20 protein-coding genes and 1 riboswitch are annotated in these 26,438 nt (G+C 46.2%); of the genes, 12 read left to right on the top strand and 8 right to left on the bottom strand.

Going from position 1 to position 26,438, the window contains the following annotated elements; translation table 11 throughout:
* Window positions 1-7: 7 nt before the first annotated feature.
* Window positions 8-883, bottom strand: coding sequence for a CPBP family glutamic-type intramembrane protease (locus tag MHB71_RS23975; protein ID WP_340027885.1), 876 nt, complete (start codon window positions 881-883; stop codon window positions 8-10).
* Window positions 884-1,060: 177 nt separating this feature from the next.
* On the opposite strand from MHB71_RS23975, the gene MHB71_RS23970 reads away from it, so the two are divergent.
* The 3 genes from MHB71_RS23970 to MHB71_RS23960 all read left to right on the top strand — a co-directional run bounded on the left by MHB71_RS23970 (window position 1,061) and on the right by MHB71_RS23960 (window position 2,389).
* Window positions 1,061-1,288 carry a hypothetical protein gene (locus MHB71_RS23970; protein ID WP_017691180.1) on the top strand — a complete coding sequence of 76 codons (228 nt, stop codon included), beginning with the start codon at window positions 1,061-1,063 and terminating at the stop codon, window positions 1,286-1,288.
* Between the two features lie 256 nt (window positions 1,289-1,544).
* Window positions 1,545-1,793 carry a hypothetical protein gene (locus MHB71_RS23965; RefSeq protein ID WP_340027884.1) on the top strand — a complete coding sequence of 83 codons (249 nt, stop codon included), beginning with the start codon at window positions 1,545-1,547 and terminating at the stop codon, window positions 1,791-1,793.
* Window positions 1,794-1,960: 167 nt separating this feature from the next.
* Window positions 1,961-2,389, top strand: a complete 429-nt coding sequence (locus tag MHB71_RS23960) for a VOC family protein (RefSeq protein WP_036616351.1) — start codon at window positions 1,961-1,963, stop codon at window positions 2,387-2,389.
* A gap of 116 nt (window positions 2,390-2,505) precedes the next feature.
* Here MHB71_RS23960 and MHB71_RS23955 read toward each other — a convergent pair whose 3' ends face one another.
* Window positions 2,506-3,363, bottom strand: coding sequence for a hypothetical protein (locus MHB71_RS23955; RefSeq protein ID WP_340027883.1), 858 nt, complete (start codon window positions 3,361-3,363; stop codon window positions 2,506-2,508).
* A 220-nt stretch (window positions 3,364-3,583) separates the two neighbouring features.
* Between MHB71_RS23955 and ytxJ the strand changes: the two genes are divergently transcribed.
* The 7 genes from ytxJ to MHB71_RS23920 all read left to right on the top strand — a co-directional run bounded on the left by ytxJ (window position 3,584) and on the right by MHB71_RS23920 (window position 13,781).
* Entirely contained in the window at window positions 3,584-4,123 is a 540-nt protein-coding gene (gene ytxJ, locus MHB71_RS23950; RefSeq protein ID WP_340027882.1) for a bacillithiol system redox-active protein YtxJ, read from the top strand.
* Between the two features lie 424 nt (window positions 4,124-4,547).
* The gene (kdpA, locus tag MHB71_RS23945) at window positions 4,548-6,221 is read left to right on the top strand and encodes a potassium-transporting ATPase subunit KdpA (RefSeq protein ID WP_340030223.1); all 1,674 of its coding nucleotides are present in this window, start codon (window positions 4,548-4,550) and stop codon (window positions 6,219-6,221) included.
* Between the two features lie 208 nt (window positions 6,222-6,429).
* Window positions 6,430-8,430, top strand: coding sequence for a potassium-transporting ATPase subunit KdpB (gene kdpB / locus MHB71_RS23940; RefSeq protein WP_340030222.1), 2,001 nt, complete (start codon window positions 6,430-6,432; stop codon window positions 8,428-8,430).
* A gap of 61 nt (window positions 8,431-8,491) precedes the next feature.
* Window positions 8,492-9,052 carry a potassium-transporting ATPase subunit KdpC gene (gene kdpC / locus MHB71_RS23935; RefSeq protein ID WP_340027881.1) on the top strand — a complete coding sequence of 187 codons (561 nt, stop codon included), beginning with the start codon at window positions 8,492-8,494 and terminating at the stop codon, window positions 9,050-9,052.
* 87 nt (window positions 9,053-9,139) lie between these two features.
* On the top strand, window positions 9,140-11,479 hold the full coding sequence (locus tag MHB71_RS23930) for a histidine kinase (RefSeq protein ID WP_340027880.1): 2,340 nt from the start codon (window positions 9,140-9,142) through the stop codon (window positions 11,477-11,479).
* Window positions 11,480-13,078: an ATP-binding protein gene (locus MHB71_RS23925; RefSeq protein ID WP_340027879.1), complete on the top strand. Its 1,599-nt coding sequence runs from the start codon at window positions 11,480-11,482 to the stop codon at window positions 13,076-13,078. It abuts the gene before it with no gap.
* A gap of 1 nt (window position 13,079) precedes the next feature.
* Window positions 13,080-13,781 carry a response regulator gene (locus tag MHB71_RS23920; RefSeq protein WP_340027878.1) on the top strand — a complete coding sequence of 234 codons (702 nt, stop codon included), beginning with the start codon at window positions 13,080-13,082 and terminating at the stop codon, window positions 13,779-13,781.
* Between the two features lie 117 nt (window positions 13,782-13,898).
* On the opposite strand, the gene MHB71_RS23915 is transcribed toward MHB71_RS23920, so the two are convergent.
* Complete coding sequence (locus MHB71_RS23915) at window positions 13,899-15,200, bottom strand: alpha-glucosidase/alpha-galactosidase (RefSeq protein WP_036616368.1); 1,302 nt, start codon at window positions 15,198-15,200, stop codon at window positions 13,899-13,901.
* A gap of 201 nt (window positions 15,201-15,401) precedes the next feature.
* Between MHB71_RS23915 and MHB71_RS23910 the strand changes: the two genes are divergently transcribed.
* Entirely contained in the window at window positions 15,402-16,229 is an 828-nt protein-coding gene (locus tag MHB71_RS23910) for an AraC family transcriptional regulator (RefSeq protein ID WP_340027877.1), read from the top strand.
* Between the two features lie 77 nt (window positions 16,230-16,306).
* Window positions 16,307-16,500: riboswitch (cobalamin riboswitch) on the top strand.
* Between the two features lie 708 nt (window positions 16,501-17,208).
* On the opposite strand, the gene MHB71_RS23905 is transcribed toward MHB71_RS23910, so the two are convergent.
* On the bottom strand, window positions 17,209-20,109 hold the full coding sequence (locus MHB71_RS23905) for a DUF5704 domain-containing protein (protein WP_340027876.1): 2,901 nt from the start codon (window positions 20,107-20,109) through the stop codon (window positions 17,209-17,211).
* Between the two features lie 478 nt (window positions 20,110-20,587).
* The gene (locus MHB71_RS23900) at window positions 20,588-21,868 is read right to left on the bottom strand and encodes an S-layer homology domain-containing protein (protein ID WP_340027875.1); all 1,281 of its coding nucleotides are present in this window, start codon (window positions 21,866-21,868) and stop codon (window positions 20,588-20,590) included.
* Window positions 21,869-23,162: 1,294 nt separating this feature from the next.
* Between MHB71_RS23900 and MHB71_RS23895 the strand changes: the two genes are divergently transcribed.
* The gene (locus MHB71_RS23895) at window positions 23,163-24,002 is read left to right on the top strand and encodes a hypothetical protein (RefSeq protein WP_340027874.1); all 840 of its coding nucleotides are present in this window, start codon (window positions 23,163-23,165) and stop codon (window positions 24,000-24,002) included.
* A 331-nt stretch (window positions 24,003-24,333) separates the two neighbouring features.
* Here the strand turns inward: MHB71_RS23895 and MHB71_RS23890 are convergent, their stop codons facing one another.
* From MHB71_RS23890 to udk, 3 genes are all read right to left on the bottom strand, one after another.
* Window positions 24,334-25,170, bottom strand: coding sequence for an IS3 family transposase (locus MHB71_RS23890; protein ID WP_235193718.1), 837 nt, complete (start codon window positions 25,168-25,170; stop codon window positions 24,334-24,336).
* 23 nt (window positions 25,171-25,193) lie between these two features.
* Complete coding sequence (locus tag MHB71_RS23885; RefSeq protein ID WP_076319340.1) at window positions 25,194-25,514, bottom strand: transposase; 321 nt, start codon at window positions 25,512-25,514, stop codon at window positions 25,194-25,196.
* Window positions 25,515-25,672: 158 nt separating this feature from the next.
* Window positions 25,673-26,305: a uridine kinase gene (gene udk / locus MHB71_RS23880; RefSeq protein WP_036616377.1), complete on the bottom strand. Its 633-nt coding sequence runs from the start codon at window positions 26,303-26,305 to the stop codon at window positions 25,673-25,675.
* Window positions 26,306-26,438 lie beyond the last annotated feature (133 nt).

Genomic DNA, 26,438 nt, shown 5'->3' with positions numbered 1-26,438 from the left:
CCCTCCCTCATGATTTATGTATTCTCCACCAGCGCCATGCATTGAGCACCGCCAGAATGATCCCACCGACGAAGATTATCATCATATACAAAATAAATATTTCGGCCAACCCATTATCTTGCGCGGTATAGCTTAACAATGCCGGTCTATCACCTGGCATAACAACGAATCGGGCTACTTCCAGGTAAGCGACATGAAATCCGATGGAGGCCCATAGAGAACCGGTCAAACTGCGCAGAAGCTGTAACGTAATTCCATAGGTCAAGAGTAGGATCATATAATCCAAGGTTATCCGGTTTCCGGCATCCATACCGACGAGCTCTTGCAATAGGCTGACACTCATCGGAACCAGCAGAAAGAGTATGATTTGAGTTACATAAGCGAAAAACACAGGAAGTCGCAGTCTGGAGCGTAATCCATCATAGACCATGCCTCGCATGGATAGTTCCTCTGGCAAAGCTTCGTACAAGAAAGCAATACAACTATTAAGTGCAACAGCAAGCAAGAACTCGGCTGAGAAGTGCCACTCCGTAATCGTAATCCAGTTGTTCATACTGGCTATCGCTAACCCGATGAAGGCCAGAGAAGTGGCAAATAATGCGCCAAAGAGCAAGTGAATTATGCTTTTTCCTGTCAGAGGAAGAAGAGCGGACTTCATATGGAAGTGTCTTCGAATGACGAATAGTACGGGCAAGACGATACTAATAATGACAACAGCTTGGGTGAGATGAACCATCCATTCAACAGCACCAATAGTGCTGACAAACTCCCCTGCGAGTGTAGCAAAAAACAGACCCAATGTCATCGTCAACCAACTCATTTCAATAATGGCTATTCCACTGCTACGTCGTGTCTTGGTTACATGTTCAGTTGACATACTCATGCTAATCCCCTCCTGAAGTCAGTATAAACCCTCGAGTTAACGTCAGGGTCAAGCAGGAAATATGCCTATCAGAATATGGTTCTGCGCAAGGATTAAGTTACGAGTAGCACAAGTGTGGTATACTGGATATATTCAGCCTGATAATAACTGGCTATGGATAGGAGATGTCACTGATCTATGCAGGTATTCGAGGACTGGAATCAGAAAGTAAAGAGGACGTTTAATGCTACGAACCCAGAGGTAGTATTGACGGTATCGGAAGCTGGAAGTTTGCTTGGTTTGACCAAAGACCAGATGAAACTGTACGTGGACAAGAACAAACTAACGAAGGTCCCGATCATGAGAAGTGTTCACCGATACCTCTTATTGAAAAGTGAAATAGATAACATCGTTCAAGCTCGATAACTTCATAGGATTGAACACAACCATTTTACCGATAGGATTCGGGAGAGTGGTCTTTTTTTTATCAGAAAGGGGACAGAACGTGCTGAATAAAGTGTCAAATTGGTTCTATCAGCGGGTGAATTGGAAATGGGTTGCAGCTGCGGTTGTTGTTTTTGCCTGTTTCATTGCATTTATTCAGGCATGATTCACATTTGACCTCATATGGCCCTTGGCCTATCTGTTCCTCTTGGTTGTTCTGTTATCGATACTCTATCGCGTGCTTCCGGTAAAAAGTCGCTGGCATTGGGTGAATCTGATTCCGGTCTTCGGTTGGGCTATGGACATGCTTGAAAATATAGGTGCGTCCCTGATCATGTATCGTTATCCTGAACGTACGCCTGTGCTTGCCGAACTCACTCCGCTATTTACCCTGTTGAAATGGTGTCTGATCTATGCCAGTTTTGCAGCACTGGTTCCGGGTGTTCTGATCACTGCTCTCTATTATATACGCAAGCGTAAGAAGTAGTGGAGCGAGGGATGGATTAAGAATATGTTGGTAACCCTAATCGTGTAAAGGTCCGCAGTGATGAGTGCAGAAATATACGCTTGTCAAAGGACAACCTGTTCATATATACTCATGTCGCAAGTGGCGTGAATCGTATAATTACAAGAGCCCAAGGAGATGAAGAACGCATGTCGATCAGCTTGAATGTGTATCTGGTTACAGACGGTAATGGACGTGAAGCGGTAGATTTTTATCAAAAGGCATTTGGAGCCGAAGTGCTCGCGCTTCAAACATTTGGCGACGGTCCATCTGACCCGAATCACCCCATCCCGCCAGAAGCGAAAGACCGTATTATGCATGCTTCTTTGCAGATTGGTAGCTCAGTATTAATGTTGTCTGATACGTTTCCAGGTATGCCGTACACTGTAGGTAATCATGTTACGGTTACTGTGAACACGGATACGACGGATGAAGCCAAAGCGATTTTCAACCAGTTGCAAGACGGTGGCGAAGTGAAAATGCCGATACAAGAAACGTTCTGGAGTCCAGCCTACGGTTCGGTTGTCGATAAGTTTGGCGTACAGTTTCAGATCAGTGCTACGCCGGGACAAGCTTAAGAGTGTACTCTTCACTAATATAAACTTCAAATGGCAAAAACCTCCGCGGTCTGCTTTGAGCAGTTGTGGAGGTTTTTTGCTTTTTTTTGTAATGACTCGTGATTAATCTTCCTTGATTAGTCTTCCTTCTGAATCTTGGAAGGATTGTTGATTTTATAGGGAACCGGGTTACGTGTCAGCTTCTTCTTGATAATTTTCGCTTCAAACGTGATAACATCTCCCACTTCCAGTTCCTGTTTCTTAACGGTGGCACTGTGGCTTGACCAGGCTTCCCCAACATCAATGACGTCTGGCTCCGTAATGGTAACTGCTTCATAGATGATGACTTCATCGTCATTGTCAGAGAAGTGATTCGGTACGGTGGTGAACTCTTTGACAACGGCACTCATCTTCACTTTGCCTTCGGGCAGATCAATCTTGACGCTCTTAGCTTTGCTCGCTGTTTTGGCTTTAGGTTTGGCTTCACTGGCTGCCCCAGACTGAGGTCCAACATACTCTTCTACTAGCCCATCCGGATCACCCTTCATCCCCGAGGAGAATTCATCTGTGTCCGTGTCGTCCGAATCATCCAGATCCGGCGGAATTTCATCCAGGTTAACCAGGGCATCTGGAATTTGCGTAAGTTCAGCAGGGGTAACTGGTACGACTGTATCCGAAGTTGTCGATTCTGTGCTGCGATCTGATCCGGCATTACTTATGCTTCTGGCACTGTAACTGGACGCTTGCATTTCCTTCAGATAAGACGGGTGAATACAATGCTTTTGTCCATTATCCAGTTGAATAACGGCTGCCATGTGATCGACATATCCAATGATGGTGCACGGCATGTTTAATCCGTTTCCTTTATAATAGAACGTTTTGAGTTTGGTCGCTTTACCAGAAAGCAGACCCCACTCCTGACATTTCTCAATCAGTTCATCTTCGTTATCCAGCGCAATAAAATCCTGCGGTTCAATCATAAATGCGTATGTCATATGGAATTTCCGCCCTTCCAATCCATTCTTCATGTTCATCGTTTCCAAATTACAACCAGTGTATCACAAATGAGCATTTTGCATAAATCGAAACGCTGAAATCTGTACTCGGAGATGAAGATTATCAACGCCTGCTAACAGAGGCCTATGCTATAATTTGATCAGAATGTAAGGTGGGAAGGTTGCCTTGATATACATATTTCAGGAAGGGAAGATCTATATGAAGAAAAAAGTAAATCATCAAGCTGTATGGCTTGCTATAGGTGTTGCCATGGGAGTCAGCATTGGTACGGCTACGAAGCAACTTGGACTCGGAATTGCTTTTGGCTTGGCGCTTGGCATTGTGATTGGTTCGGTGGTTAGCAAACGTGCGGGGTCAGACTCGGAACATATGCTCAGCGAGCATGTCCGGGAATTGCACAAACCAGATGACTGGGAAGACGCGCTGCATTGCTCGCAGGATCATCCGGTGCTTATCCTGAAACACAGCACGACTTGTCCAACCAGTGCGAGAGCGTACAGAGAGTTTATGGCGTTTGTAGGCACCCATGCATCAGATCCCAAACAACCTATGGACTACCGCATCGTCAAAGTGATTGAAAATCGCTCGTTGTCCCGTCACATTGCGGAAGAGACAGAGGTTCACCATGAGTCACCACAGGTACTTCTGCTCGATCAGGGAAAAGTCGTCCATCATACCTCTCATGGCAAAATCACAAAAAAGAGATTATTGCAGTGGGCACAGAATCCATTTGGATAAATAGTAAACCTTATAGACCCGTTCTTTTCAGCCCATTGCTGAGGAGAGCGGGTCTTTTTTACGTTTTTTTTACACCCATGGAGGCATTTCTTTACCCCTTTTTTACAGCGTTTCATATTACGATTTTACATGTAGCAGGTGCAGAGAACGGTAGAGAGAGGGAGGAAGGGCGCATGGTGAATGATGCCACGATGATTGGATTGGTTGTGCTGCTGTTTGCGGTGTTTTGGGGATTCGTGAAATTCTGCGAGAAGGCTTGAGGGTAGAGAGGGGGATGCCAAATGATTGTCATCGGCATGATTGTACTCGCACTGGTGATATATCTCGGTTATGTGCTGGTGAAGCCGGAGAAATTCTGATGCTGACAATGTGCGTAATGCACGAACAAGTGAACGTCGAATAGGGAGGAAATGCGGATATGGGTATCGGTGTAGTGCAAGTAGCGGTGACGCTGCTTATCATCCTGCTGCTGGTGAAACCGGTGGGAAAATATATAGTGAACGTGTTTGATGGACAGCGAACGGGGTTGGATCGGATTTTTGGTGGACCGGAGCGACTGCTCTATCGAGTAATGGGAGTACGCGAGAACGAATCCATGGGGTGGAAAAAGTACCTAACGGCTGTTCTCCTCTCCAACTTTGTAATGTTGGTGTTGATGTTTCTGGTGCTGCGGTTGCAAAAGTATTTACCGCTCAATCCGGATGGCATCGGCAATATGCCAGCGGCGCAGGCATTTAATACGGCGGTATCCTTCATGACCAACACGAACTGGCAGTCGTATACGGGCGAGAACGCCTTGTCGTATCTGTCACAGATGCTGGCCGTGACGTTTCCGATGTTTACGTCGGCAGCAACGGGATTTGCAGTGGCTATTGCGTTCATTCGCGGGCTGATAGGCCGCCGGGATGAACTGGGGAACTTTTACGTCGACCTTGTACGGTCGATTACGAGAATTTTTTTACCGCTGAGCTTCATCGTGGCCTTGTTCCTCGTGTTCCAGGGGGTGCCTCAGACACTCGCGGGAGCGGTGAACGCAACCACGCTGGAAGGCGCGCAGCAGACGATCTCACGTGGAATGGTCGCCTCACTGGAGTCGATCAAACACATCGGAACGAATGGTGGCGGCTGGTTTGGAACCAATGCTGCACATCCATTCGAGAATCCGACGGCCCTGAGCAATCTGGTGCATATCGTCTGTATGATGCTGTTACCCACTGCACTGGTATACGCCTTCGGCTTGATGGTCAATAACCGGAAGCAGGGTTGGGCATTATTCGCAGCGATGAGTTTTCTTTTCCTTGTGATGTTGACCACAGTCTTTGTCTCCGAATATCACGGTGTACCCGCGTTGGATGCAGCAGGCCTTCAGGGCAATATGGAGGGGAAAGAGGTCAGGTTCGGCATACCGGAATCGGCCTTATTCACAGCGGTCACGACGGCGGCTACAACAGGTTCGGTCAACAATATGCACGAGTCGCTCACTCCGCTTGGAGGTCTGGTGTCACTGGCTCAGATGATGCTCAATAACGTGTTTGGGGGCAAAGGGGTAGGGCTGATCAACGGACTGTTGTATGTGATTCTTGCTGTGTTTATCTGTGGATTGATGGTGGGACGAACACCTGAGTTCCTGGGCAAAAAAATCGAGGGCAAAGAGGTAAAGCTCGCATCCATCGCCTTGCTCATTCATCCTTTGATTATTCTTGCGCCAACGGCAATCGCGCTTATGCGGCCCGAAGCCATTGCGTCCATCTCGAACGGGGGCATGCATGGCCTGACTGAAGTTCTCTATGCTTTTGCCTCGGGAGCAGCCAATAATGGATCGGCCTTTGCCGGACTAAATGCCAATACAGACTTTTACAACATCGCAATTGGTATCGTTATGCTGCTGGGAAGGTACGTTTCAATGATCGCCATGCTGGCCATTGCGGGTTCACTCGCTACGAAACGGGTTGTACCGGTAACTACAGGTACGCTGCGTACACACACGCCTTTATTTGCTGGCATCTTGGTCATGATGATTGTTGTTGTCGGCGCGCTTACGTTCTTCCCGTCGCTTGCTCTTGGACCGATTGCAGAGCATCTGGCGATGATTCAATGAGGGATGCAACAGGGGAGCAACAGAGGAATTGGTGCAAGGACGTAACGTATGGAGGTGGCAGTGCACGATGAATGCAGTTGAACGAAAGAAGGAGCAGACGATGCAACACATGGATACAGAAATGTTTAGAACGAAGGGCAATGAGCCGGATAACAACCGAGGTAATATTCAACGTGATCCCGGATCGAAACGGTCGTTAAGCAAGGATATGATACTTCAGGCTTCACTCGATGCGTTCAAGAAACTAAATCCGGTGGTCATGATCAAAAATCCGGTCATGTTTATTGTCGAGATTGGTACATTCATTACGCTCTTATTATGCATTAATCCCGATCTCTTCACCGCATCCGAGGCTGGGCGCGGGTACAACATCGCTGTGTTTTTCATTTTGCTGTTCACGCTGCTGTTTGCTAACTTCGCGGAGGCACTTGCAGAAGGAAGAGGTAAGGCGCAGGCGGATACGTTACGCAAGACGAAGTCGGACACCATGGCCAATCTGGTGCAGAAGGATGGAACGGTTAGACAAGTGTCTTCGACCCAGTTGAAAAAAGGCGATATGGTCCGTGTAGAAGTCGGTGAACTGATTCCAACAGACGGTGAAATTATGGAAGGCTTGGCCTCCATTGATGAATCAGCCATTACCGGAGAATCCGCCCCGGTCATCAAGGAAGCAGGAGGCGATTTCTCCTCCGTTACCGGAGGTACACGTGTCGTGTCCGATTATATCGTCATTCGTGTTCAGACCGATCCGGGTGAGTCATTCCTTGACCGGATGATCTCTCTGGTTGAGGGTGCACAGCGCCAGAAAACACCTAATGAAATCGCGCTGACAACCCTGCTCGCCGTATTAACTCTGATTTTTCTGATTGTCATACTCACGATGGTTCCAATGGCTAATTACCTGGGTATTCGACTGGATCTGGCGACATTGATCGCACTGCTCGTCTGCTTGATCCCAACCACAATTGGTGGATTGTTATCCGCCATTGGTATTGCCGGGATGGACCGTGTTACACAGTTCAATGTGCTCGCTATGTCAGGTAAAGCGGTGGAAGCAGCTGGGGATATCGACACGCTGATTCTGGACAAAACAGGAACGATCACATACGGAAACCGCATGGCATCTGAGTTTATTCCCGTTCAGGGAATTACTTTGTCAGAGATGACGCAAGCTGCTTTACAGGCTTCTGTGCGAGATGAGACCCCGGAAGGACGTTCTGTTGTGGAACTGGCAGGCAAACAAGGCCAGAGCTGGGCTGAGACGGAGTATGCAAATGCGGAAAATGTGGAGTTCACGGCAGAGACCCGGATGTCTGGTCTGAATCTGATCAGCGGAATGAAGATCCGCAAAGGTGCGGTAGATGCGATCAAAAGATATATAACTTCCGAAGGAGGTCGTATACCGGGTGATCTGGATGAGATCGCCAACCGTATTGCGAAGGCCGGAGGCACGCCGCTTGCTGTGGCCATCGATGAACGAATCTACGGTGTGATCTATCTGAAAGACACTGTAAAGCCAGGGCTGAAGGAGAAGTTCGCTGAGATGCGCGCCATGGGCATCAAGACCATTATGTGTACAGGCGACAATCCGCTGACCGCAGCGACCATAGCGCTTGAAGCGGGCGTGGATGATTTTATTGCCGAAGCGAAGCCCGAGGACAAGATTGCGGCGATCAAAAAAGAGCAGCAGGAGGGCAAACTCGTCGCCATGACGGGCGACGGTACCAACGATGCTCCTGCTCTGGCGCAGGCCGATGTGGGCCTGGCGATGAATTCGGGCACCATGGCGGCCAAGGAAGCGGCCAACATGATTGATTTGGACTCCGACCCGACCAAATTATTGTCGGTAGTCTCCATTGGCAAGCAGCTGCTGATTACACGCGGCGCACTCACAACTTTTTCGATATCCAATGATATCGCGAAATACTTTGCCATCATTCCAGCCATGTTTATTCTCGCCATGCCACAACTTCAGGCACTGAACATTATGAATCTGGCTTCACCGCAGTCCGCAATCCTGTCGGCGCTGATCTTCAACGCCATTATTATTCCGCTGCTTATTCCCATCGCGATGAAAGGGGTTAAGTATCGGGCGATGTCAGCCGAAAGGTTGCTTGGCCGCAATGTGTTCATCTATGGCGTAGGTGGCGTGATTGTACCTTTTATCGGCATTAAGCTGATTGATATGGTTCTGTCGGGGATTCTTTAACGAGATAACAACGCTTATCAAAATTGTCCTTCTATCCTAATGAATTCAGGAAGTGATCTGTATGAACATGTTCTTGCCCGCCATACGGTTATCCGTTGTGCTTATGCTGATATGCGGCCTAATCTATCCCCTCGTAACGACTGGTGTAGCCCAGCTTCTCTTTCCTGCGCAGGCGAATGGCAGTCTGATTACGCAAGATGAGAAAATCATCGGCTCGTCCCTGCTGGCGCAGGAAATCCAATCGTCGGGGCTGTTCCAGCCCCGGGCATCAAATGCCGATTATGACCCAACGGCTTCAGCCGGTTCAAATCGCGCCGTAGCTTCGGAGGAATATATCGGCGAGATGAAGGAAAAGATTGCTCAGCTCCAGCAGGAAAACACGGGATTGAAGCAGATCCCTGCTGATCTCGTGACGGGTTCAGGTTCGGGACTTGATCCGGATCTCTCTCCCGAAGCCGCTGAGGCACAGATCCCACGCATTAGCAAAGCTACGGGGCTTAGTGAACAGCAGCTTGTGCAACTTGTAAATGAGCATACGGAAGGTCGTCAGATGGGTATATTCGGGGAACCACGTGTGAATGTAACGGCTCTGAATCTGGCGCTGACAGCAGAAATGAACTAACGAACATATTAGCCTGCTCACGATATATCGGGAGGGGCTTTCTCTATTTGTTTCATCCTATTTTCAAAGGAAAGGAGGAAAGGACGGATGGAAGACAGCTTCAAGCGCAAGTCACCAGAAGAGATGCTGAAGATGATTACGAAGCTGCAGCAGGGTACGCTCAAAATCTACATCGGCCCAGTCAGCGGATCGGGCAAAACGTATCACATGCTGCGGGAAGGGAATACGTTACGCCAACAGGGCATTGATGTGGTCATCTGTGCCGTGTCCACGATGCGCAGACCGGAAACGGTGGAGCAACTTGGCGCACTCGAAAGGATTCCAAGCATTCACTGGGTGCGCCAGAGTGATGATGTAGAGATGAAGGATCTGAACTTGGATGCACTAATGGCGCGTAATCCGGAAGTTGTGCTGGTGGATGGTTTGGCACATCGCAACAGAGAAGGCGCTCGCTATGCTACCCGACTGGAGGACATTCAGTTCTTGCTCCGAAACAACATCAGTGTCATGACAACGGTGAATGTGTATGAGCTGGAAGGCTATACAGAGCTGGCACGACAACTTACAGGGATCGCAGCAGAACATACGGTACCCGCGGATACACTGGAACTTGCGGATGAAGTCAAGCTGATAGACGTCACGCCGGAAACGATACTGAGCCGTCTGGCAGAAGGTCATCTGAAGGGGCATGAGGGAGCAGCTGTATTTCGTCAAGGTAATCTGGGTATTATGCGCGAACTGGCCCTGAGATTGGTGGCAGAAGGGGTGAATGAATCCCTGCGTGAGCATCGGGAGGAGATGGGAATTACCGTCACAACAGGCATCATGGAGCGGATTCTGGTGTCCACGCAATATCATTGGAACGGCTCGATCTATATCCGGCGTGGACAACAGATTGCCAAACGGTTGAACGGTGATCTGTGCGCCGTGGTTTTTCGGGATATGAAGCAGCCATTAACCAAGGAGGCAACCGTATTTCGGCGCAATATGATCAAGCTAGTGGAGAAGTTTGGCGGCCATATGGAGGAGCTGTCTATATTACACCGTCGCAACATCCCGTCTACGCTGGCACGTTACGCCATGGAGCATCAAATCACCCGGATTGTGATGGGGCACTCCCGGCGTACGCGCTGGCAGGAATTGTGGCAGGGGTCCGTTGTTAACTCGCTGTTACGCAGATTACGTGGTGTGGATCTGTTTCTTGTTGCTGATCGAGCGGCCAGGGAGGGTGAGCGTGTGGTTCCGGCCAAGCTAAACGAGGTGGAGTCACTGAAATACCGCAGACTAAGCGAGCAGGAAATGAAGGAACAGATTGGTCAGATTCAGCGCGGCACATTCAAAATATATATTGGAGCCGCACCCGGTGTAGGCAAAACCTACATGATGCTGCGGGAAGGCAATGATTTGCTCCGTAAGGGCATCGATGTGCAGATCGGCTTGCTGGAGACCCATGGGCGGGCGGAAACCGTGGAACAGGTGGGTCACTTATCTGTGATCCCTCGCGTACAGCGAGAGTATCAAGAGGCCCGTCTGGAAGAGATGGACACCGAGGGTATCCTGCGTCTTTGTCCGGAAGTGGTGCTTGTGGATGAACTTGCGCATACAAATGTGCCCGGAAGTGTCCGACAAAAGCGTTATGAAGATGTCCTGCTCCTGCTGAATGCAGGCATCTCGGTGATTACCACAATGAATGTACAGCATCTCGAAAGTCTGAATGATGCCGTTGAGCATATTACTGGTGTTCGTGTGCGCGAGACTGTACCTGATCGGATCATTCAGAAGGCGGATGAGGTGCAGCTGATTGATGTGGCACCCCAGGCCTTGCGGCAGCGCATGAGGGAGGGTAAAATCTATGCAACTGCCAAGGTCGAGCAAGCCCTTGCGAATTTCTTCAAAATCGGTAATCTGATTGCCTTGCGAGAACTTGCCCTTCGTGAACTGGCGGACGATGTCGATGAACGGCTTGAAGCACAGCAGGCCAAAATTGCACTTCGAGGACCTTGGCGCAGACAGGAAGCAGTCTTTGTATGTGTAAGCAGTGATCGCCATGCCGAGCGGCTGATCCGGCGCGGATTCCGCATGGCTTATCGTCTAAAAGCCATCTGGCATGTACACCATATCCACATTGGTGAGTCTATGAGTGACGAGGTGAAGTGCCATCTGGAAGCGTTGGAACAGCTGACGATTCGGCTTGGCGGTCAATTTCACATCCACCACAGCCCAAAGCTGCGGGATGTACCTGGGATTTTGGCAAGAAAGGCATCGGAGGCGCGAGCAACCCAGTTGGTGGTCGGGCAGGCAAGACGGGTGTGGTGGCTGAATGGATACCGTGGATCAGGCTCAGTAGTCAACCGACTTATACGTTTGTCGCGGCATCTGGATGTATTGATCGTTGCAGATTACGATTATGAACTGAGCGGGATGTGAATGATTTTGTCTGAACGAATAAAAAAAGAAACGCGGGCAGCCCATGGGAAACGGGTTCCGGCATATGTATGGGTGACCCTCGGGGTGATACTGCTAACCTTGCTGCTTCATGCCATCGGCATGAGTGGAGATCTGGTTAATGTAGCACTAGTATACCTATTTCCTGTACTGGTGAGTGCCGTGTATTGGGGAATGGGGCCAGCTATATATGCCGCGAGTTTTAGCGTGATTATGTTTGACTTCTTTTTTGTACCGCCATATCTGAGCTTTACGGTTGAAGACTTGAGATACCTCATATCCTTTGTTGTGTATCTTGCGGTGGCGATCCTGACAGCGAGTCTTGCAGGTCGATTGCGACAACAGTTGGAGATGGTAAAAGCACGCGAGGCCACGACGAACTCCCTATACGCATTGAGTCGTCAGATGACAGCTATTACGGATCTGAATACATTACTGGTTAACATTGCAACCCAAGTATCGCTTACCCTGGGTAAGCCAGCAGCTGTGTATCTTCCGAATGGGCAGGGGGATCTGCTGGTTACAAGCTCTTTTGCACCCGCATCAGAAGGGGAAAAGGATGGCTGGGGAGATGGAGAGTCGGAGATTGCCATTGCCAAATGGGTGTATCATCACGGACAGATCGCTGGTAAAGGATCATCCACATTGCGGGAATCTCTCGGGCTATATGTGCCGCTACGTACAGAGGAGCAGATTCATGGCGTGCTCGCCGTGAGCATGGACGCTGGTGAGGTTCATGAGCAGCAAGAACACCTTCGTCTGTTGGAAGCATGCGGAGGACTGGCCGCAGGTGCTATTGCCCGAGTGAAGCTGGCGGAAGAGGCCCGATTGGCGCAGATCACTGCTGAATCAGAGCGCATACGCACAGCGCTGCTGGACTCTGTCTCTCATGAATTGCGTACGCCCCTAACCGCCATTATCGGCTCGGCTACGGGATTGTTGGAGAATGATACTCTTTTTACACCCGAGGATCGGAGAGAATTAACAGGCAACATTCGGGATGGGGCCATGCGTATGAATCGTCTTGTCACGAATCTGCTGGGTATGGTTCGGCTGGAGAGCGGCATGTTGCAGCTGAATCGGAAATGGTGTGACGTGGGGGACATAATCAGCGTTGTACTGATACAGGTTCGGGAATTCAGTCCGCATCGTAACATTCAAGTTGAACTGCCTGATGATCCGGCCTTCATTTACGGAGATGAAGTATTGCTGGAGCAGGTACTGGTCAATATCGTCAGCAACGCCATCAAATATTCGCCTGATGAGAGCAAGATTGTCATCACTGTGGCAAGCGATAAGAGTTCAAATCAATTGACGATCTGGGTAGCTGATCAAGGCATCGGTATACCGGAAGCGGAAAGATTGCGCATATTTGATAAGTTCTATCGCTCAGAGTCGACTCAGCATGTCACAGGAACGGGGCTTGGTCTGGCAATCTGCAAAGGCGTTGTGGAAGTCCACGGAGGTACCATTGTGGCAGAGCCGAATCCGGGCGGGGGAACGAGAATGCGCATAGATATCCCCATGGAGGCTCACGGATCGTCGTTTTCCTATTCAGAACAAGGAGAGGTTGAAGAATAACATGAACGCACCACTAGGGGCTCGCATACTGGTGATCGATGATGAGCCGCAGATTCGCAAATTGCTCAAGGTCACTCTACAGGCGCACCAATTCGATCTCCACGAGTGTGGGGATGGCGAAGAGGGCGTTATTCAGGCCAGTATTGTACATCCGGATCTGATCATCCTTGATCTTGGTTTGCCAGGCATGTCCGGCATGGAAGTGCTTCGCCGGATTCGCGAATGGTCACAGGTACCGATTATTGTGCTGACAGCGAAGGATCAGGAGGGAGACAAAATTGCCGCGTTGGATGGTGGTGCAGATGATTATGTAACCAAACCATTTGGGATGGGTGAGTTGGTCGCTCGTATTCGGGTGGCGCTGCGTCATGTAGCCAAAACGACGGATGAGCCAATACTACGCTTCGGATCACTCACGATTGATCTGGCCCAAAGGCAGGTCGAACTGGAGGGGGCTTTGGTCAAATTAACCCCAACGGAATATGAGATGCTGAAGGTGCTTGCCTCCAATGCAGGGAAAATCATCACTCAGCGTCAGCTTTTGCAGCAAGTATGGGGAGGGCATCATCATGAGTCCGACAGCCATTATCTTCGGGTATATGTGGGACATCTGCGCAAAAAATTAAATGAAGATCCAACGAATCCCCGATATATTCAGACGGAGCCTGGCATTGGTTATCGCTTTTTGCTTCCTGCAGAATAAGGTTTAATGGAGCGGGGCGTTTCTTATAAATGATGTGATGTACGCTTCAGCGGGTGAGCGCTATAGAACGAACAATACACCGTCCCCTTTAGCTGCAAAGGAAACGGTGCTTTTGTATTATGACGTGTATTTTGGCAACCAGTCGCCGTGAGCCTCAATCAACTCATCACACATCGCTACGATGTCATCGATAGACAGCTCCGCAGCTGTATGTGGATCAAGCATGGCGGCGTGATAGATATGTTCTTTTTTTCCAGTGATTGCCGCTTCAATTGTTAGCAGTTGCGTGTTGATGTTTGTCCGGTTCAATGCCGCGAGTTGTGGAGGCAGATCCCCAATGTACGTAGGGCTGATTCCTGATCCATCCACCAAACAAGGTACCTCAACACAAGCCTCGCGAGGCAGGTTGGTGATCAGTCCGTTGTTCATAACGTTTCCGCCAATCTTGTACGGGTTATTCGTCTCCATCGCTTCGATAATATGCGATGCGTATTCACGGCTGCGGGTATGTTCAATATTTTCGCTGGCAAACAGCTTGGTACGCATTTCTTTCCAGCCTTCAATCTGGTTCACACAGCGGCGTGGATACTCATCCAGTGGAATGTTGAAGCGTTCAATCAGCTCCGGGTAATTCCGTTTGATGAAGTAAGGGTGGTACTCGGCATTGTGTTCGGAGGATTCCGTTACATAATAGCCAAAACGCTGCATCAACTCAAAACGAACCATGTCGTCATGCTGTTCTTTCTGTTTTTCCTTCGCCAAACGTTTAATCTCGGGGTACAGATCCTGCCCGTCTTTGGTAACTTCGAGCAGCCACGCCATGTGGTTGATCCCTGCAATCTTAGCCACAACACCTGTCTGATCGATCCCCAGTGCATCAAACAGATGTGGTACACATACCTGAACACTATGACACAATCCTACGGTTTTGATCCCGCCATGCACATTCATGACGTTGGTAAGCACGGCCATCGGGTTGGTGTAGTTCAGGAACCATGCATCCGGACATACTTCCTGCATATCTCGGGCAAAATCCAGCATGACTGGAATCGTCCGCAAGTTACGGAAAATTCCGCCGATACCGAGTGTATCTGCAATCGTTTGACGCAGTCCGTATTTCTTCGGAATCTCGAAGTCTGTAATGGTACAAGGATCATATCCACCGACCTGGATGGCGTTGATGACATATTTGGCCCCGCGTAGCGCTTCTTTGCGGTCATGATATACGTTCACAACGCAACGACTTCCGAGTGAACGGGCCAGACTGGTCAGCAAACGCTCTGAATCGCTCAAACGTTCAGCATCGATATCAAACAATGCCAGTTCAAAATCCTGCAGTGCTTCGGTCATCATGACATCACCCAATACGTTTTTAACAAAGACGGTGCTTCCCGCACCGAGAAACGTAATTTTATTCATTTAAGTTTAGCCTCCCTGAAAAATGTTGTACCCCAACTATAGGCCGATTCGGCACATATAACTATGGCTCAAACCCTTTCAAACATGGCATAATCCCATTTTTGTTCCCGCTTTCAACTAATATGGAAGCACTTTAGCTGTTATAATATAAAATATTAAATAAAGAGGTAAGCGGAACGAAGTCAGGATGGAGGGCGAAAAATGAGTCGCATTGAGATGAATGTGGTTCCCGCAGGCTGGACACAGATGGAGCTGATGTTGTTGTTTTTCGGGTGGGAGGCCTGTGATCCTGCGCATTATTGGGGACCCGGTGTACGTGATTCTTACATTGTTCATTACATCCATGAAGGACGGGGCACCGTGTACATGGGAGATCAGGAATACAAGCTTAGCGAGGGACAGGGTTTTGTCATTCTCCCGGACACACTTATTCATTATGAGGCGGATCCGAAGGAGCCCTGGACGTATTCGTGGTTTGGTTTTAAAGGCATACAAGCCAAAGCATTCATGCAACGTGCCCAATTGAGCCCGGAGCACCCGATATATAATGCCCATGATACAAATACGATGGAAAAGTTGTATACGGAGATGGTCCAGGCTTCTACGCGTCCGGGAGGCGATGTGATGAATCAGAGTCTCTTGTACCGCTTGATGGCAGAATTAATCTCTTCTTCTCCTGTAGAGGAAGAAATAGGGCAGCTCCTTTCGAACAAAGAGACGTATATCCGGCAGGCGGTGCAGTTTATGGAGAACAGGTACAGCCAGCGAACCTCCATTCTGGATATTGCCCAAGCTGTAGGACTGGATCGCACGTATCTGTCGGGATTGTTTAAAGAGCGATATAGCATGTCGCTACAGTCCTTTTTTCTGGAGTACCGTATGAATCGGGCTGCCGAACTTCTTCAGAATCCAGGGCTGTCGGTCAGCGAAGTGGCCCATTCTGTCGGCTATACAGACCCATTACTGTTTTCCAAGATGTTTAAGCGAGTGAAGGGTGTGTCTCCAAAGGGTTCGAGAAATCGAGATTAGACGCACCTAGTGCTTCAAATTTAAAAGAAAAGTTTTGATCATTAAATGTTGTCCCGCGTTACTGATACAGAAGTGTAATTGAATATGTGGAACTTGGTGCTTTGCCCGTCAGGGTGGAAGCTTAATAGGGAAGTCCGGTGTGATACCGGCGCGGTCCCGCCACTGTAACAGAGGAGTCAAGTAGCGATAATCCACTGGTTTAAGCCGGGAAGGAGTTGCAAGTGACGATGATTCCGGAGCCAGAAGACCTGCCAGGTTTAGGAAACACAGTAGTACCCTACGGGAAATAGGAAGGTGTTTAGAGAGCATGATTTTTTCTGAAAATCTGTTTATTTAAGGCGTCCTCATCCAGTAACACGGAGATGGACGCTTTTTTTGATAGAATTTATAAGTTTTCAGCGGAGCTGTGGATGAAGAACATCATGGCACATACATAAAGTTGTGGGGAAGGACGTTAGAGCACTTGAGCAGATATATCGTTAAACGATTATTACAACTCGTAGTCGTATTGTTCGGCATCACGTTCCTGCTAACCTACCTGTCTCCTGGAGAAAGTCTGTTAGGATAATACTAATGTGCGGGTTTTCTTTATAGTCTAAGTAAGGTTATGAAAAAAGAATGATGCAAGAAGGGTTACCCCAGAAGTCCATAGATGACTTTCAGGATAACCCTTTTGTTGTATAACAGGCATGTTGTGTGTAGTTGGGATGTGACACTGGAATCACTTGTGAATGCTTTATCGTATGTGGTTCAGTACACCTATGCATTAAGCACACCATAGTTTTGCGCAGGCTGTATAGTACTCAGTCTGGCACTTCATGGCTATTTCATCATATATTTATTGATTGCTTCATTGGGTGATTATCGGTATACAGATATTCAGTCTTCTTTTGGAGAGGTACTCCGCATACAGACTCTTCTATCCATATGTAGTTGTCTACATATGCTTAGCCAGTCGTGCTGACATGAGAGATTCAAACTAGTGCGGTACTTGGGATTGGAAGTCATTCCGGCTGGACTGATCAGCATGGTAAAAGACAATATCGCCATCCTTCAGCGGCCAGGTTCTGCCTCGAGTGTCTGTTGGTTTTTTGTTGAAACCTTCCATCTGCCATTGATTCATCAGTGGTGCATGAATGTATTGCAGATGAGGTGCATCTGTATTTCCATTCCGCAGGCTCTCCATGTTGAAGTTGACCGCGATATAACCATTCTTTAGAAAAATCTTCGATTTCTCATCCAGCTGATTTTGTCGGGCGAGGGGTTCGAGATCCGTCCCTTTTGGTACAGCATATACATCGGCCGGCAAGCTGTACTCCCCGTACCAACGCTGGATTGCTGCATTGGCCCGGTCCACGTTGACCCCGGAAGGAATCTCCGATTTGGGCCCGATGAGTGTCCGAATCGGAGCGGACAGGATCATCCAGTCATAACGACCTACCCATGTTTTTTGATGAGATGTCTGATCGACTAGGCGAACCATATATTCTGCCAACGTACGCTGATTACGTTCTTCAGCTGACAGTTCATAAGTATACTGGTAACGCGCTGTATCGCCTAACTCTGTGCCGGGTACATTTCGAAGACGTGAGTTCAGGACAACAAAGCGTTTCTCCAGATCCTGCACCGATCCGATACGGATCAGGCGTTCCTGACCGCGATGGTAGTACAGATCCACTTCTTGTCGGGAGGACCCGTCTTTACTTACAAAAGCAAAAGTGGGTGTAATTCGAATACCATCCTGTTTGCCAAACATATTGCCCTTGGTCTTCAGATCGAACTTGAAATGGTATCCAGTCTTCACAGTTGCGTTAGCGAATCCCTGCACCGGATGGCTTCCTGGTCGAATAGGCAATACAAATGGAGCCAGGTTACCTCGCGGATCACCATCAATGCTATTTATCCCGGTCCAGTAGCTATAGCCCGTTGGTTCGGGACTGCCCAATCGCTTGCGAAATACATTTTCCCAGTTGTAATCGGAGATATCAGTGACGTGAAAATCATATAACCTTCCGATAACATCTACCGGTACGGTGTCTGCTGCAACATGATGTGCCAGATTGGTATTCGCATCCTGTTGCTCGGTAAAGTTTGTAGGCGCATTCTCTGCAATATCTCGGAATACAATATGGTATTTGCCTTCGTCTACCCATACAGGGAGATAGAATGTGGTGTCCAGTTGATTGACCGGAATATCCACCCATGTCTTGGCAGGGATAAACTGACTCCGATCTGCGTTATAGACATCAAACGGGAATTGCACCTGTTTGATTCGAAAATATTTGGCATAGTCCCGATTTCCATAACCGGGATAACTCGCTGCGTCCAAGTGCTGTCCCGATGTGGGAATTCGCACAATGAACGGGCGTTCCAGAATGAGTGCAGCGCTGGTTGGGTCCGGTACGGTTTTCTGATTATGCGGCTGATCATCCGATACCCAGGCGTAGTTGACGACAGGGGTGTGTACGGTGACCGTGTTAATGCCGTTAATCGGTAATATTTTACTGGTGCCGCCATTCACGTTACCCGGTAGCAAATCATAATAGATCTCACCAGCGCTTGTGGTGTTTGCTTTATTCAGCAGGGAATTGCTGATCATGTTACCCGGTTTGTACAGCACATCACGCCCAATCGTTGTTGGATTAGGAATATTGGATGGCGTCGGGCCATCTTTGGTTGCTTCCACATCATTCATAATGGTCGTGCTGTTGAATTTCACTAGATCATTATTCACTTTACTTTGAGGTGTGTTGGATTCAGCCATCCCTTTTAACCGTGATGTATCATCAGGCACACTGGGAGGTTGGTTCAAACCACCTGTTAATTTGGGTGGAGTATATGAGATTGAAGTGGTTTGCCCTGGTCGAACATGGCTTTCTACGGATTCATCATTTTTAGACTCTAGTGTTGGTGGTGTGTATCCTGTTGGATTCATCGTAACGGTCTCACCGGGCAAAGCGTAATTATTCATGGTTGCTTTAGCGATCTTGTATACTTCCAGATTGTTAATTTTCCAGTAGGAGTAGTCTCTTGTAATCTGGAAGTTGTATGGCTTGGGTACCGTATCGTTCGCGGGTACAGGTGGCCCTGGTGTACAACCATCATCATCACATTCCTCTGGTCCAGGTACTGTCCACTCTCTGTCGTACGAGATTGTGACATTACAGTTGTATGTAACTTTACCGCTCATTTTCGCCCAAGCTTGTTTAAACAGATAATTGTCAGCAAAGGCATTTGTGTAGAGTGACTCGGAAGTAGGGATTCCTTTTAACACGTTGAATGTTTCATTATCTCTGTTATCTGACTTAATAACACCGTTGGCATTTGGATCAAGATCATTCATGCTCATGATGGTTCCAGCAGAAGGTGGTCCAATCGTTGGTGTGCAACCTCCACCGCCTCCGTTACCGTCGCCTTCGCCAGTACCTGGGCTCTCTTCAACACCGATGTTTGTTGTGGTAGTTAGCTCAAAATCGTCCTTTTCCCACAATACGGTAATGGTTGTGGTTCCTCTGCTGACTGCTTGAACTACTCCGGAGTTACTAACGGTAGCAACACCAGGATTGGATGATTCCCATGTAGTTGTACCACCGCTGCCGTTGTTTACATTGGTCTCCGCTCCAAAGTTTCCATCTCCATTTTTTGTTTTGACCGTTGCATTCAATTGTTTGGACTGGTTCAAGCTAAGTTGTCCACCAGCGGTGAGGTTGATTTCTTTGGTTATCTCAGCCAATGCCTTCCAATAAAGATCAGTTCTGAAAATGTAGTCCGCTGACCATTTCGGAGGGTTATACTCTCTTGATGCAGTAGGGGCGATTGCGCCCCCAATTTGCATTTGGAACTTGGTGCTCAATCCATCGAATTCATCTACAGAAATCAAAATTGGATCTCCAATTCTATAATAGCTAGTGTTGTCCATGTAGTGCGGTTTCTTTGATCTTTCAGTTATTGTAGATGAAGGGGGTTGCTCATTGTTTTTATCTTTGTACTCTGTTGGTTTGTATACATCTTTATCGAGATCTAATTGTACACATACTCTGGATGATCTAGGTAGGTTAGTTGAACTATCATTAAGTAAATCAATGCCGTTACACTGACCTTCCACCCTCCAATCCAAATTATCAAGTTGAAAGATATAGATACCAAGATTTGTTTTTGCTTCTCCTTCAAGAGGAATAACTTTCTTCTGGGACTTTGCTGGTCCTGAGGGTTCCATGTGAAATGGTTTAACTTCTTCTTTAGTGCCTGGCCCTCCGCCAGCTTCAATCGTTGAAAAGGGGGCTAATAATGCACTTATTGTAAAGGCTGCTAAAAGAAATCGACTTAAATTACTTTTTAATGCCAAAATCATCCCATCCTTATTTATTATCGATCACACTAAATGTAACTCCCTCTTTAGTTGTGAGGGTAATTGCAGAAATCAGAGCTTTATCGAAATGTAGTAGTCCATCTCCCCAGAATACAGGATCTTTGACAGTGAAAACTCCTTTATTTTTTAGATATTCAATATTAGTCGGTATTCCGAATGAAGCACTAGTTTTTGTTTTTGGGGAAAGAAGAGGATCAACAGCACTTGAGTTTAATAGACTTCCAGCTTGTAACTGATTCATAGATGAACTTTTAATATTTAATTCAAATTCGACAAATGAGTGGTAGGCACCTCGTAAAGTTGTAATAACTCCTTCATCAACAAATACGGGATAATAAATGCTCCGTTTTGCTCCTACTGCATAAGGACTAACAACAATCCAATTGTGGATTTTGAGATCGGAATAATTTGTTAGTGTTACGAGATTCTTATTTCTTATTTTTGAAAAATCCTCTGTTACAGAATCATAGTCAATGTTAGGATTAACCTTTTTCTGAGGTGTTTTTTTGTACGATGGCGCAATAATATTCAAATTCGTCCCCGTCAAACCCACTGCTCGCAGCTCATTCAGACCCTGAAAATCGGCAGGTTTTGTCTTGGCAACGGCTGCATAACGGGCGATCAATACAGCTACTTCAGCTCGTGTTGTAGTACGATCAACGCCAAATGTTTTATCGTTTGCCACACTCATAAGTCCTGTTCCCAGGGCAACGGCTACTGCATTTTTTTGAGCGCTTGCGAGTTTACCTATAAAATATTCCTTTGCGGGCACAACGGTGTTGGTTACATCAGAGAGTGCTTGTTTGTACTCAGGATCAACCACGGTTAGCCCTTGCGTTAGCCAAGTAGCCATTTCGCCTCGTTGAAGAGCGCCTTGTGCATCCAATTTTCCCTTGTAATTAGAAGGGTTGATAAAACCTTTTGCGATAGCTATTGAGACACCACTCTTTGCCCACTCGGGTATGTCCGTGAAATTGTTTTGTTCTTGTGTCGATGCATTAGGCTGGTCGGATAGACGTCCCAGGATACTTGCCATTTCAGCTTTGGTGACCGGTGAGCTGGGTTTAAAAGTCCCGTCGGCATACCCCTTGAAATAACCTTGTTCCACGGCTGAATTAATCGCTGCGGATGCCCAGTGTGTAGCTGGAACGTCCTTGAATGTAGTTGTAGCTTGTGCGGCTTCTACAGAACTCCCAACGCCTCCAAAACCTACGATACCCCCTGTTAATAAAGCTAATGCCGTTACTCCAGAAATCATCATTTTTTTCATGAATCTTACTCCTCTCAATTGTGAATTTCTCTCCTTGATATGTACTTTTCAGTCTACTAGATACTAAATTTGTAATAATAATCAATATTCTACCATGTATAACTAGGCTGTTGGTATGATTTAGCAATATATTTTCTCCTTTCTACACAACTGTTACTAATGCTCAAGACCTATATTTCCTCAAAAAACACAAAAAAAGGCCACGAATCCGCAGATTCATAGCCTTATGCTTTAAGGTCTCCAACATATGTAGTTCCATCAATAATCAATAAATCAAGAATACTCGATTTCCAAACATTTGAAAAGCCCATATTCTTCTTACTCAAATAAAGTTAGCCTATGGGAATTTCGTTGGGTATTAGGCACCATCGTAGGAGATTAGAAGGGAAATAATATCAGTCGATATTCCCATAGCCGTTGCTGTTTACTTTATACTATAGTAGGATGTATCTCCAAAATTTCAAATGGTAATACATAGTTTTATGCTGTGTGAAAACTCAATACGAAATCAGATAGAACGAATAGGGGGAAATACAACCCTGTTTCCACCTGAATGCGTAAACGAAATTGAATTGCATTAGAAAACCAATCCTGTTAAATATATGTAATGCTGTGGGTGGCCCATTTAGCCTCCATATGGCGTAAACTACTGGAACTCTTTCCCCATTGAAAATCTATTCAAACCCGCTTTAACTTTAAGGAAGAAGTTTGGATAGGTTGCTGAAGTGTGTTCTTTGGACGTGAATAAAGAAAGTATCATGTATGACACATTAGGCAAACTTCGTTTCGAAATTAATGGGTAGTGGAATTCATGACTACAATTAGGGCTTTGAACTTTAATTAAGAGATATTTGACGATTGAGCATATGATGCGAATGAGATTCGAGAGCTTTCTATAGGCTACTTTAGTAATTCCAAGCAAATAGATCTAATTAAAAAAATATTAATGGAAATATCTATTGATAAAACTATTTTGTGTAATACTTATTTTAAAAATTGAGAATTATCGTCTTCCAGCAATCGATCCACTATTTATTATGTTTTTTAGTTTTTTGACACTCACCACCATAATGGTGCGACTTTTCTGATCTTTAATACGCCTAAGTATATCTATGGTAGATCAAAACTTATTTCAATTATAAACTAGATGAGAATGTTTATTAACTAAACTAGTCTTAATTTCTTTAGTAGATAACAATTAGGGGTGTTAAAAAAATCCCTATATTTGATTTCTTTTCCATACAATGATATTATTATAATGTGATTAATACAAAATTTCCTTAAGGAGGAAAATATGCTTAAAAAGAAAACTCTTGTTTCTGGTCTCTTGTCGTTATTTATGTTTTTTAGTCTTTTAACATCAGTTGGTGCTCAAGCCAGCAATGAAGTTGATGAGGCGGTTATTCCTGCATTATCTGATGCCTTTTCTGCTGACGAAAGTACAATAAATAATCATTTGGAAAAAATGGGATTTAATTCAACGGAAATTTTTAATTTACCAATTGATATGAAGAGAGACATCTCCAGTAAAGATGGTAAAAAAGTAGCTTCTCAAGATGTTGATCTCACTATTAATGCTACTGATGAACAAGGAAAATCAGTAAATAAACAAGCTTTAGCTGAACAGGTAAGAGCTGCTGCCAGCGGTCCGACGGTATCGGGTTATGCTGTGTATGGTGGGACATCTAATAATGGAAAAGAACGCATATATCAAGTATATGCGACATATAAATGGAGCAGTAGCCCATTTAATTTTTATACTGATAATCTAGCTATGGCTTGGCAGTCAAATGCTACTCCTACAGGTTCTCCTAATGGACAGCACACGGTTTATAACACGAATGGTGTAAAAGTTGGTAGTTATTCTAGTAAAGTGAGTAAGGAAGAAGTTAGTGGTACTGCTTGGCTTGTGGACATTAAGGCTGGAGGTAGCTACAACGTTCAAGATGGCTGGGGACGTCAGGAATTGCGTTATCCTACTTCTTCTCAAGGGATTAGTACAGCAATTGCAGTAGGCTATTCGCATAGAACTCTTCCTGGATTTACTACAGGAGTAGGCTTAAGTTTCGGCTATGTTTCTTTTACTGGAACAGGTAAAGTGGACTATACTGGTCGATTTAACTTTACTATTTAAATTAATGAAAAAAATAAAAGTAACGCAATCATTTAAAATGATTGCGTTACTTTTATTTTTAGAGTTTCAATTAATAACTCATAGAGTAGCAGTAGCTTCCAAGTAGATACTTGATATAGTTAGATTATGTAAAGATAATAAATAGATGCTTTCTATTTTATTAGAAAGTAATTAATAAAAATGCGTTTTTGTCTGAGAGAAGAAATTTTTATTCAAAATATAAATATACCCAATTATTTCTCACGATAACAAGTTATAAACTTAAAAGACTAAATTATACTAAAAAACCAGATTGTGGTCATACCCCTGTCAAGTAGACAGATGAAAAAAGCTATGCTGCCAGCGCGCATCGATATTCAATCGGTGCGCGCTGTTTGAGTTTGGCTTGAAAGCGTCGGTAGTTGTAATTGTACACGTAATCTTCCACGGCTTGTCGAATCTCGGCTTCTGAATTACACTGGATAAGGTACAGCTTCTCTGTTTTGAGATGCGAAAAGAAAGATTCGATGCATGCGTTATCCAGGCAGGTTGCTTTGCGAGAGTGGCTGCCTTTGACGCCGAATGCTTCTAATCGTGAGTTGTACACCTGAGACGTGTATTGGAAGCCCTGATCCGAATGGAGCACGGCTTCCGAAACGTCTCTTTTTTGTGTCCATTGTTCCACCGTATCCAATACGAGCTGAACATCGTTCCGTTTAGATAATTGCCAAGCGACAATTTCGTTGTTGAACAAGTCTTGAATCACAGACAGGTAAACAAACGTGTTTCCATCCGAAATATAAGTTATATCCGTCACCATTTTTTGCTGAGGTGCTGTGGCATGAAATTTGCGCTTTAGGCGATTCGGATAAATCACAGATGGCGTATAGCTGGACTTCTTCCGCTTCTTGCGAATTACCGATTGGATCGATAGTTCCCGCATGATTCGCCATACTTTCTTGTGATTAACGTTCAGACCAGACTCCCAGAGCGCCGTTGTCATGCGAGGATAACCAAACTCTCGATTTGCAAAATGAATAGCCATCATGTGCTCTTTGATCTCACGCTCACGGTCTTGTCTTGCGTCTCGCTGTGGCTGTGTTGCTCGCCATTTGTAGTAACTGGAACGGGGTATTCCTGTAATCGATAATAGGCGTGTAATGCCATGCGAGCAACGCAATTCGTCTATGATATCGTAGTTCTCCCGTTGGCTTAGTGCTTCTCCTTTACTAGATTTGGATACCGCTTTTTTAAATAATCTACCTGTGCTTGAAGGTAGTCCCGTTCCTCTTCTACACTGCTAAAGGCAGTACGAGGCCGTCCTTTCAGTGGATTCGGAACATTGTTTTTTCGCTCATCGAATGCTTCCCCGTTTTTCCATTTTTTTACCCACACCTTCAGTTGTGAACAGTTTCGAATTCCTTCGCGATCAGCGACCACCTTGTAACTTGAAGAACCTTCGACATAGGATCTAACCGCATTCAATTTAAATTCTTCGGTATACGTGTGAAATGTTTGTCCTTTTTTGGCCATAAAAATATCCCCTCCAAGTGTCACTTGAACCCTCATGATAACATGAAGGTTTTTTCAAGTGTCTACTTAAAGGGGATAATACCAATTGCGCTCTATCGCAATCTGGTTTTTTGTGCCATAAAAATCCAAATCCGCCAAGCTAATAAGAAGTTGCAAAATTAAGCGCCGTTCCAATTCTCTCCGGTGAGGTATTTCTCGGTGAGGATGGATAACATCTGAATACCTACTTCATTATGTCCGCCTTCTGGAATAATGATATCAGCATACTTTTTGGATGGCTCGATAAAAGCATCGTGCATTGGTTTTACCGTTTCGAGATATTGTTTGTATACAGATTGGATCGTGCGTCCACGTTCTTCAATGTCCCGCAGTACTCTACGTAGAATCCGCACATCGGAATCGGTATCAACAAATACTTTGATGTCCATCAGACTGCGAAGATGTTCGTCAATCAGCACATGCAATCCTTCTACAATGACAATATGGTTCGGTGCCAGTTCAACCGTCTCATTGGCAGCACGGTTATCTATGGTGAAGTCATATACGGGGGCATACGCCGCTTGGCCTTTTTTTAACAAGGTGAGATGCTCAATCAACAGATCATTATCGAATGCAAACGGGTGATCGTAATTGGTGAGTCGGCGTTGCTCAGGTGTGAGCTGCGACTGGTCTTTGTAATAATTGTCTTGGGAGATAAACGTAACTTTAGCTGATCCCAGACGGTCTATGACGGAGCGAGCTACCGTCGTTTTACCGGAGCCGGTTCCTCCGGCGATACCAATAATGAGCATGGTTGTTCCATAAGCCTCCCTAAAATGGCAGCATGATGAATGGATAAAAGCGCATCAGAAATCCTTCGTTCATGGCCTTTATCCACATGTCTGTCTCTGAATACACAATTCCTTCATTGTACCATAGCACTCG

Source organism: Paenibacillus sp. FSL H7-0940 (assembly GCF_037979415.1).
Lineage (GTDB): Bacteria > Bacillota > Bacilli > Paenibacillales > Paenibacillaceae > Paenibacillus > Paenibacillus amylolyticus.
This window is presented reverse-complemented; position numbering and strand designations above follow the sequence as displayed.

Excerpts from the sequence above, each read along its gene's own strand:
- MHB71_RS23975 (WP_340027885.1), bottom strand. The coding sequence starts at position 883 with ATGAGTATGTCAACTGAACATGTAACCAAGACACGACGTAGCAGTGGA.
- udk (WP_036616377.1), bottom strand. The coding sequence starts at position 26,305 with ATGCTCATTATTGGTATCGCCGGAGGAACCGGCTCCGGTAAAACGACG.
- MHB71_RS23970 (WP_017691180.1), top strand. The coding sequence starts at position 1,061 with ATGCAGGTATTCGAGGACTGGAATCAGAAAGTAAAGAGGACGTTTAAT.
- MHB71_RS23910 (WP_340027877.1), top strand. The coding sequence starts at position 15,402 with ATGAGTCGCATTGAGATGAATGTGGTTCCCGCAGGCTGGACACAGATG.
- MHB71_RS23960 (WP_036616351.1), top strand. The coding sequence starts at position 1,961 with ATGTCGATCAGCTTGAATGTGTATCTGGTTACAGACGGTAATGGACGT.
- kdpB (WP_340030222.1), top strand. The coding sequence starts at position 6,430 with ATGATACTTCAGGCTTCACTCGATGCGTTCAAGAAACTAAATCCGGTG.
- MHB71_RS23885 (WP_076319340.1), bottom strand. The coding sequence starts at position 25,514 with ATGGCCAAAAAAGGACAAACATTTCACACGTATACCGAAGAATTTAAA.
- MHB71_RS23930 (WP_340027880.1), top strand. The coding sequence starts at position 9,140 with ATGGAAGACAGCTTCAAGCGCAAGTCACCAGAAGAGATGCTGAAGATG.
- MHB71_RS23895 (WP_340027874.1), top strand. The coding sequence starts at position 23,163 with ATGCTTAAAAAGAAAACTCTTGTTTCTGGTCTCTTGTCGTTATTTATG.
- MHB71_RS23920 (WP_340027878.1), top strand. The coding sequence starts at position 13,080 with ATGAACGCACCACTAGGGGCTCGCATACTGGTGATCGATGATGAGCCG.
- MHB71_RS23915 (WP_036616368.1), bottom strand. The coding sequence starts at position 15,200 with ATGAATAAAATTACGTTTCTCGGTGCGGGAAGCACCGTCTTTGTTAAA.
- MHB71_RS23955 (WP_340027883.1), bottom strand. The coding sequence starts at position 3,363 with ATGACATACGCATTTATGATTGAACCGCAGGATTTTATTGCGCTGGAT.
- kdpC (WP_340027881.1), top strand. The coding sequence starts at position 8,492 with ATGAACATGTTCTTGCCCGCCATACGGTTATCCGTTGTGCTTATGCTG.
- MHB71_RS23900 (WP_340027875.1), bottom strand. The coding sequence starts at position 21,868 with ATGAAAAAAATGATGATTTCTGGAGTAACGGCATTAGCTTTATTAACA.
- ytxJ (WP_340027882.1), top strand. The coding sequence starts at position 3,584 with ATGAAGAAAAAAGTAAATCATCAAGCTGTATGGCTTGCTATAGGTGTT.
- MHB71_RS23925 (WP_340027879.1), top strand. The coding sequence starts at position 11,480 with ATGATTTTGTCTGAACGAATAAAAAAAGAAACGCGGGCAGCCCATGGG.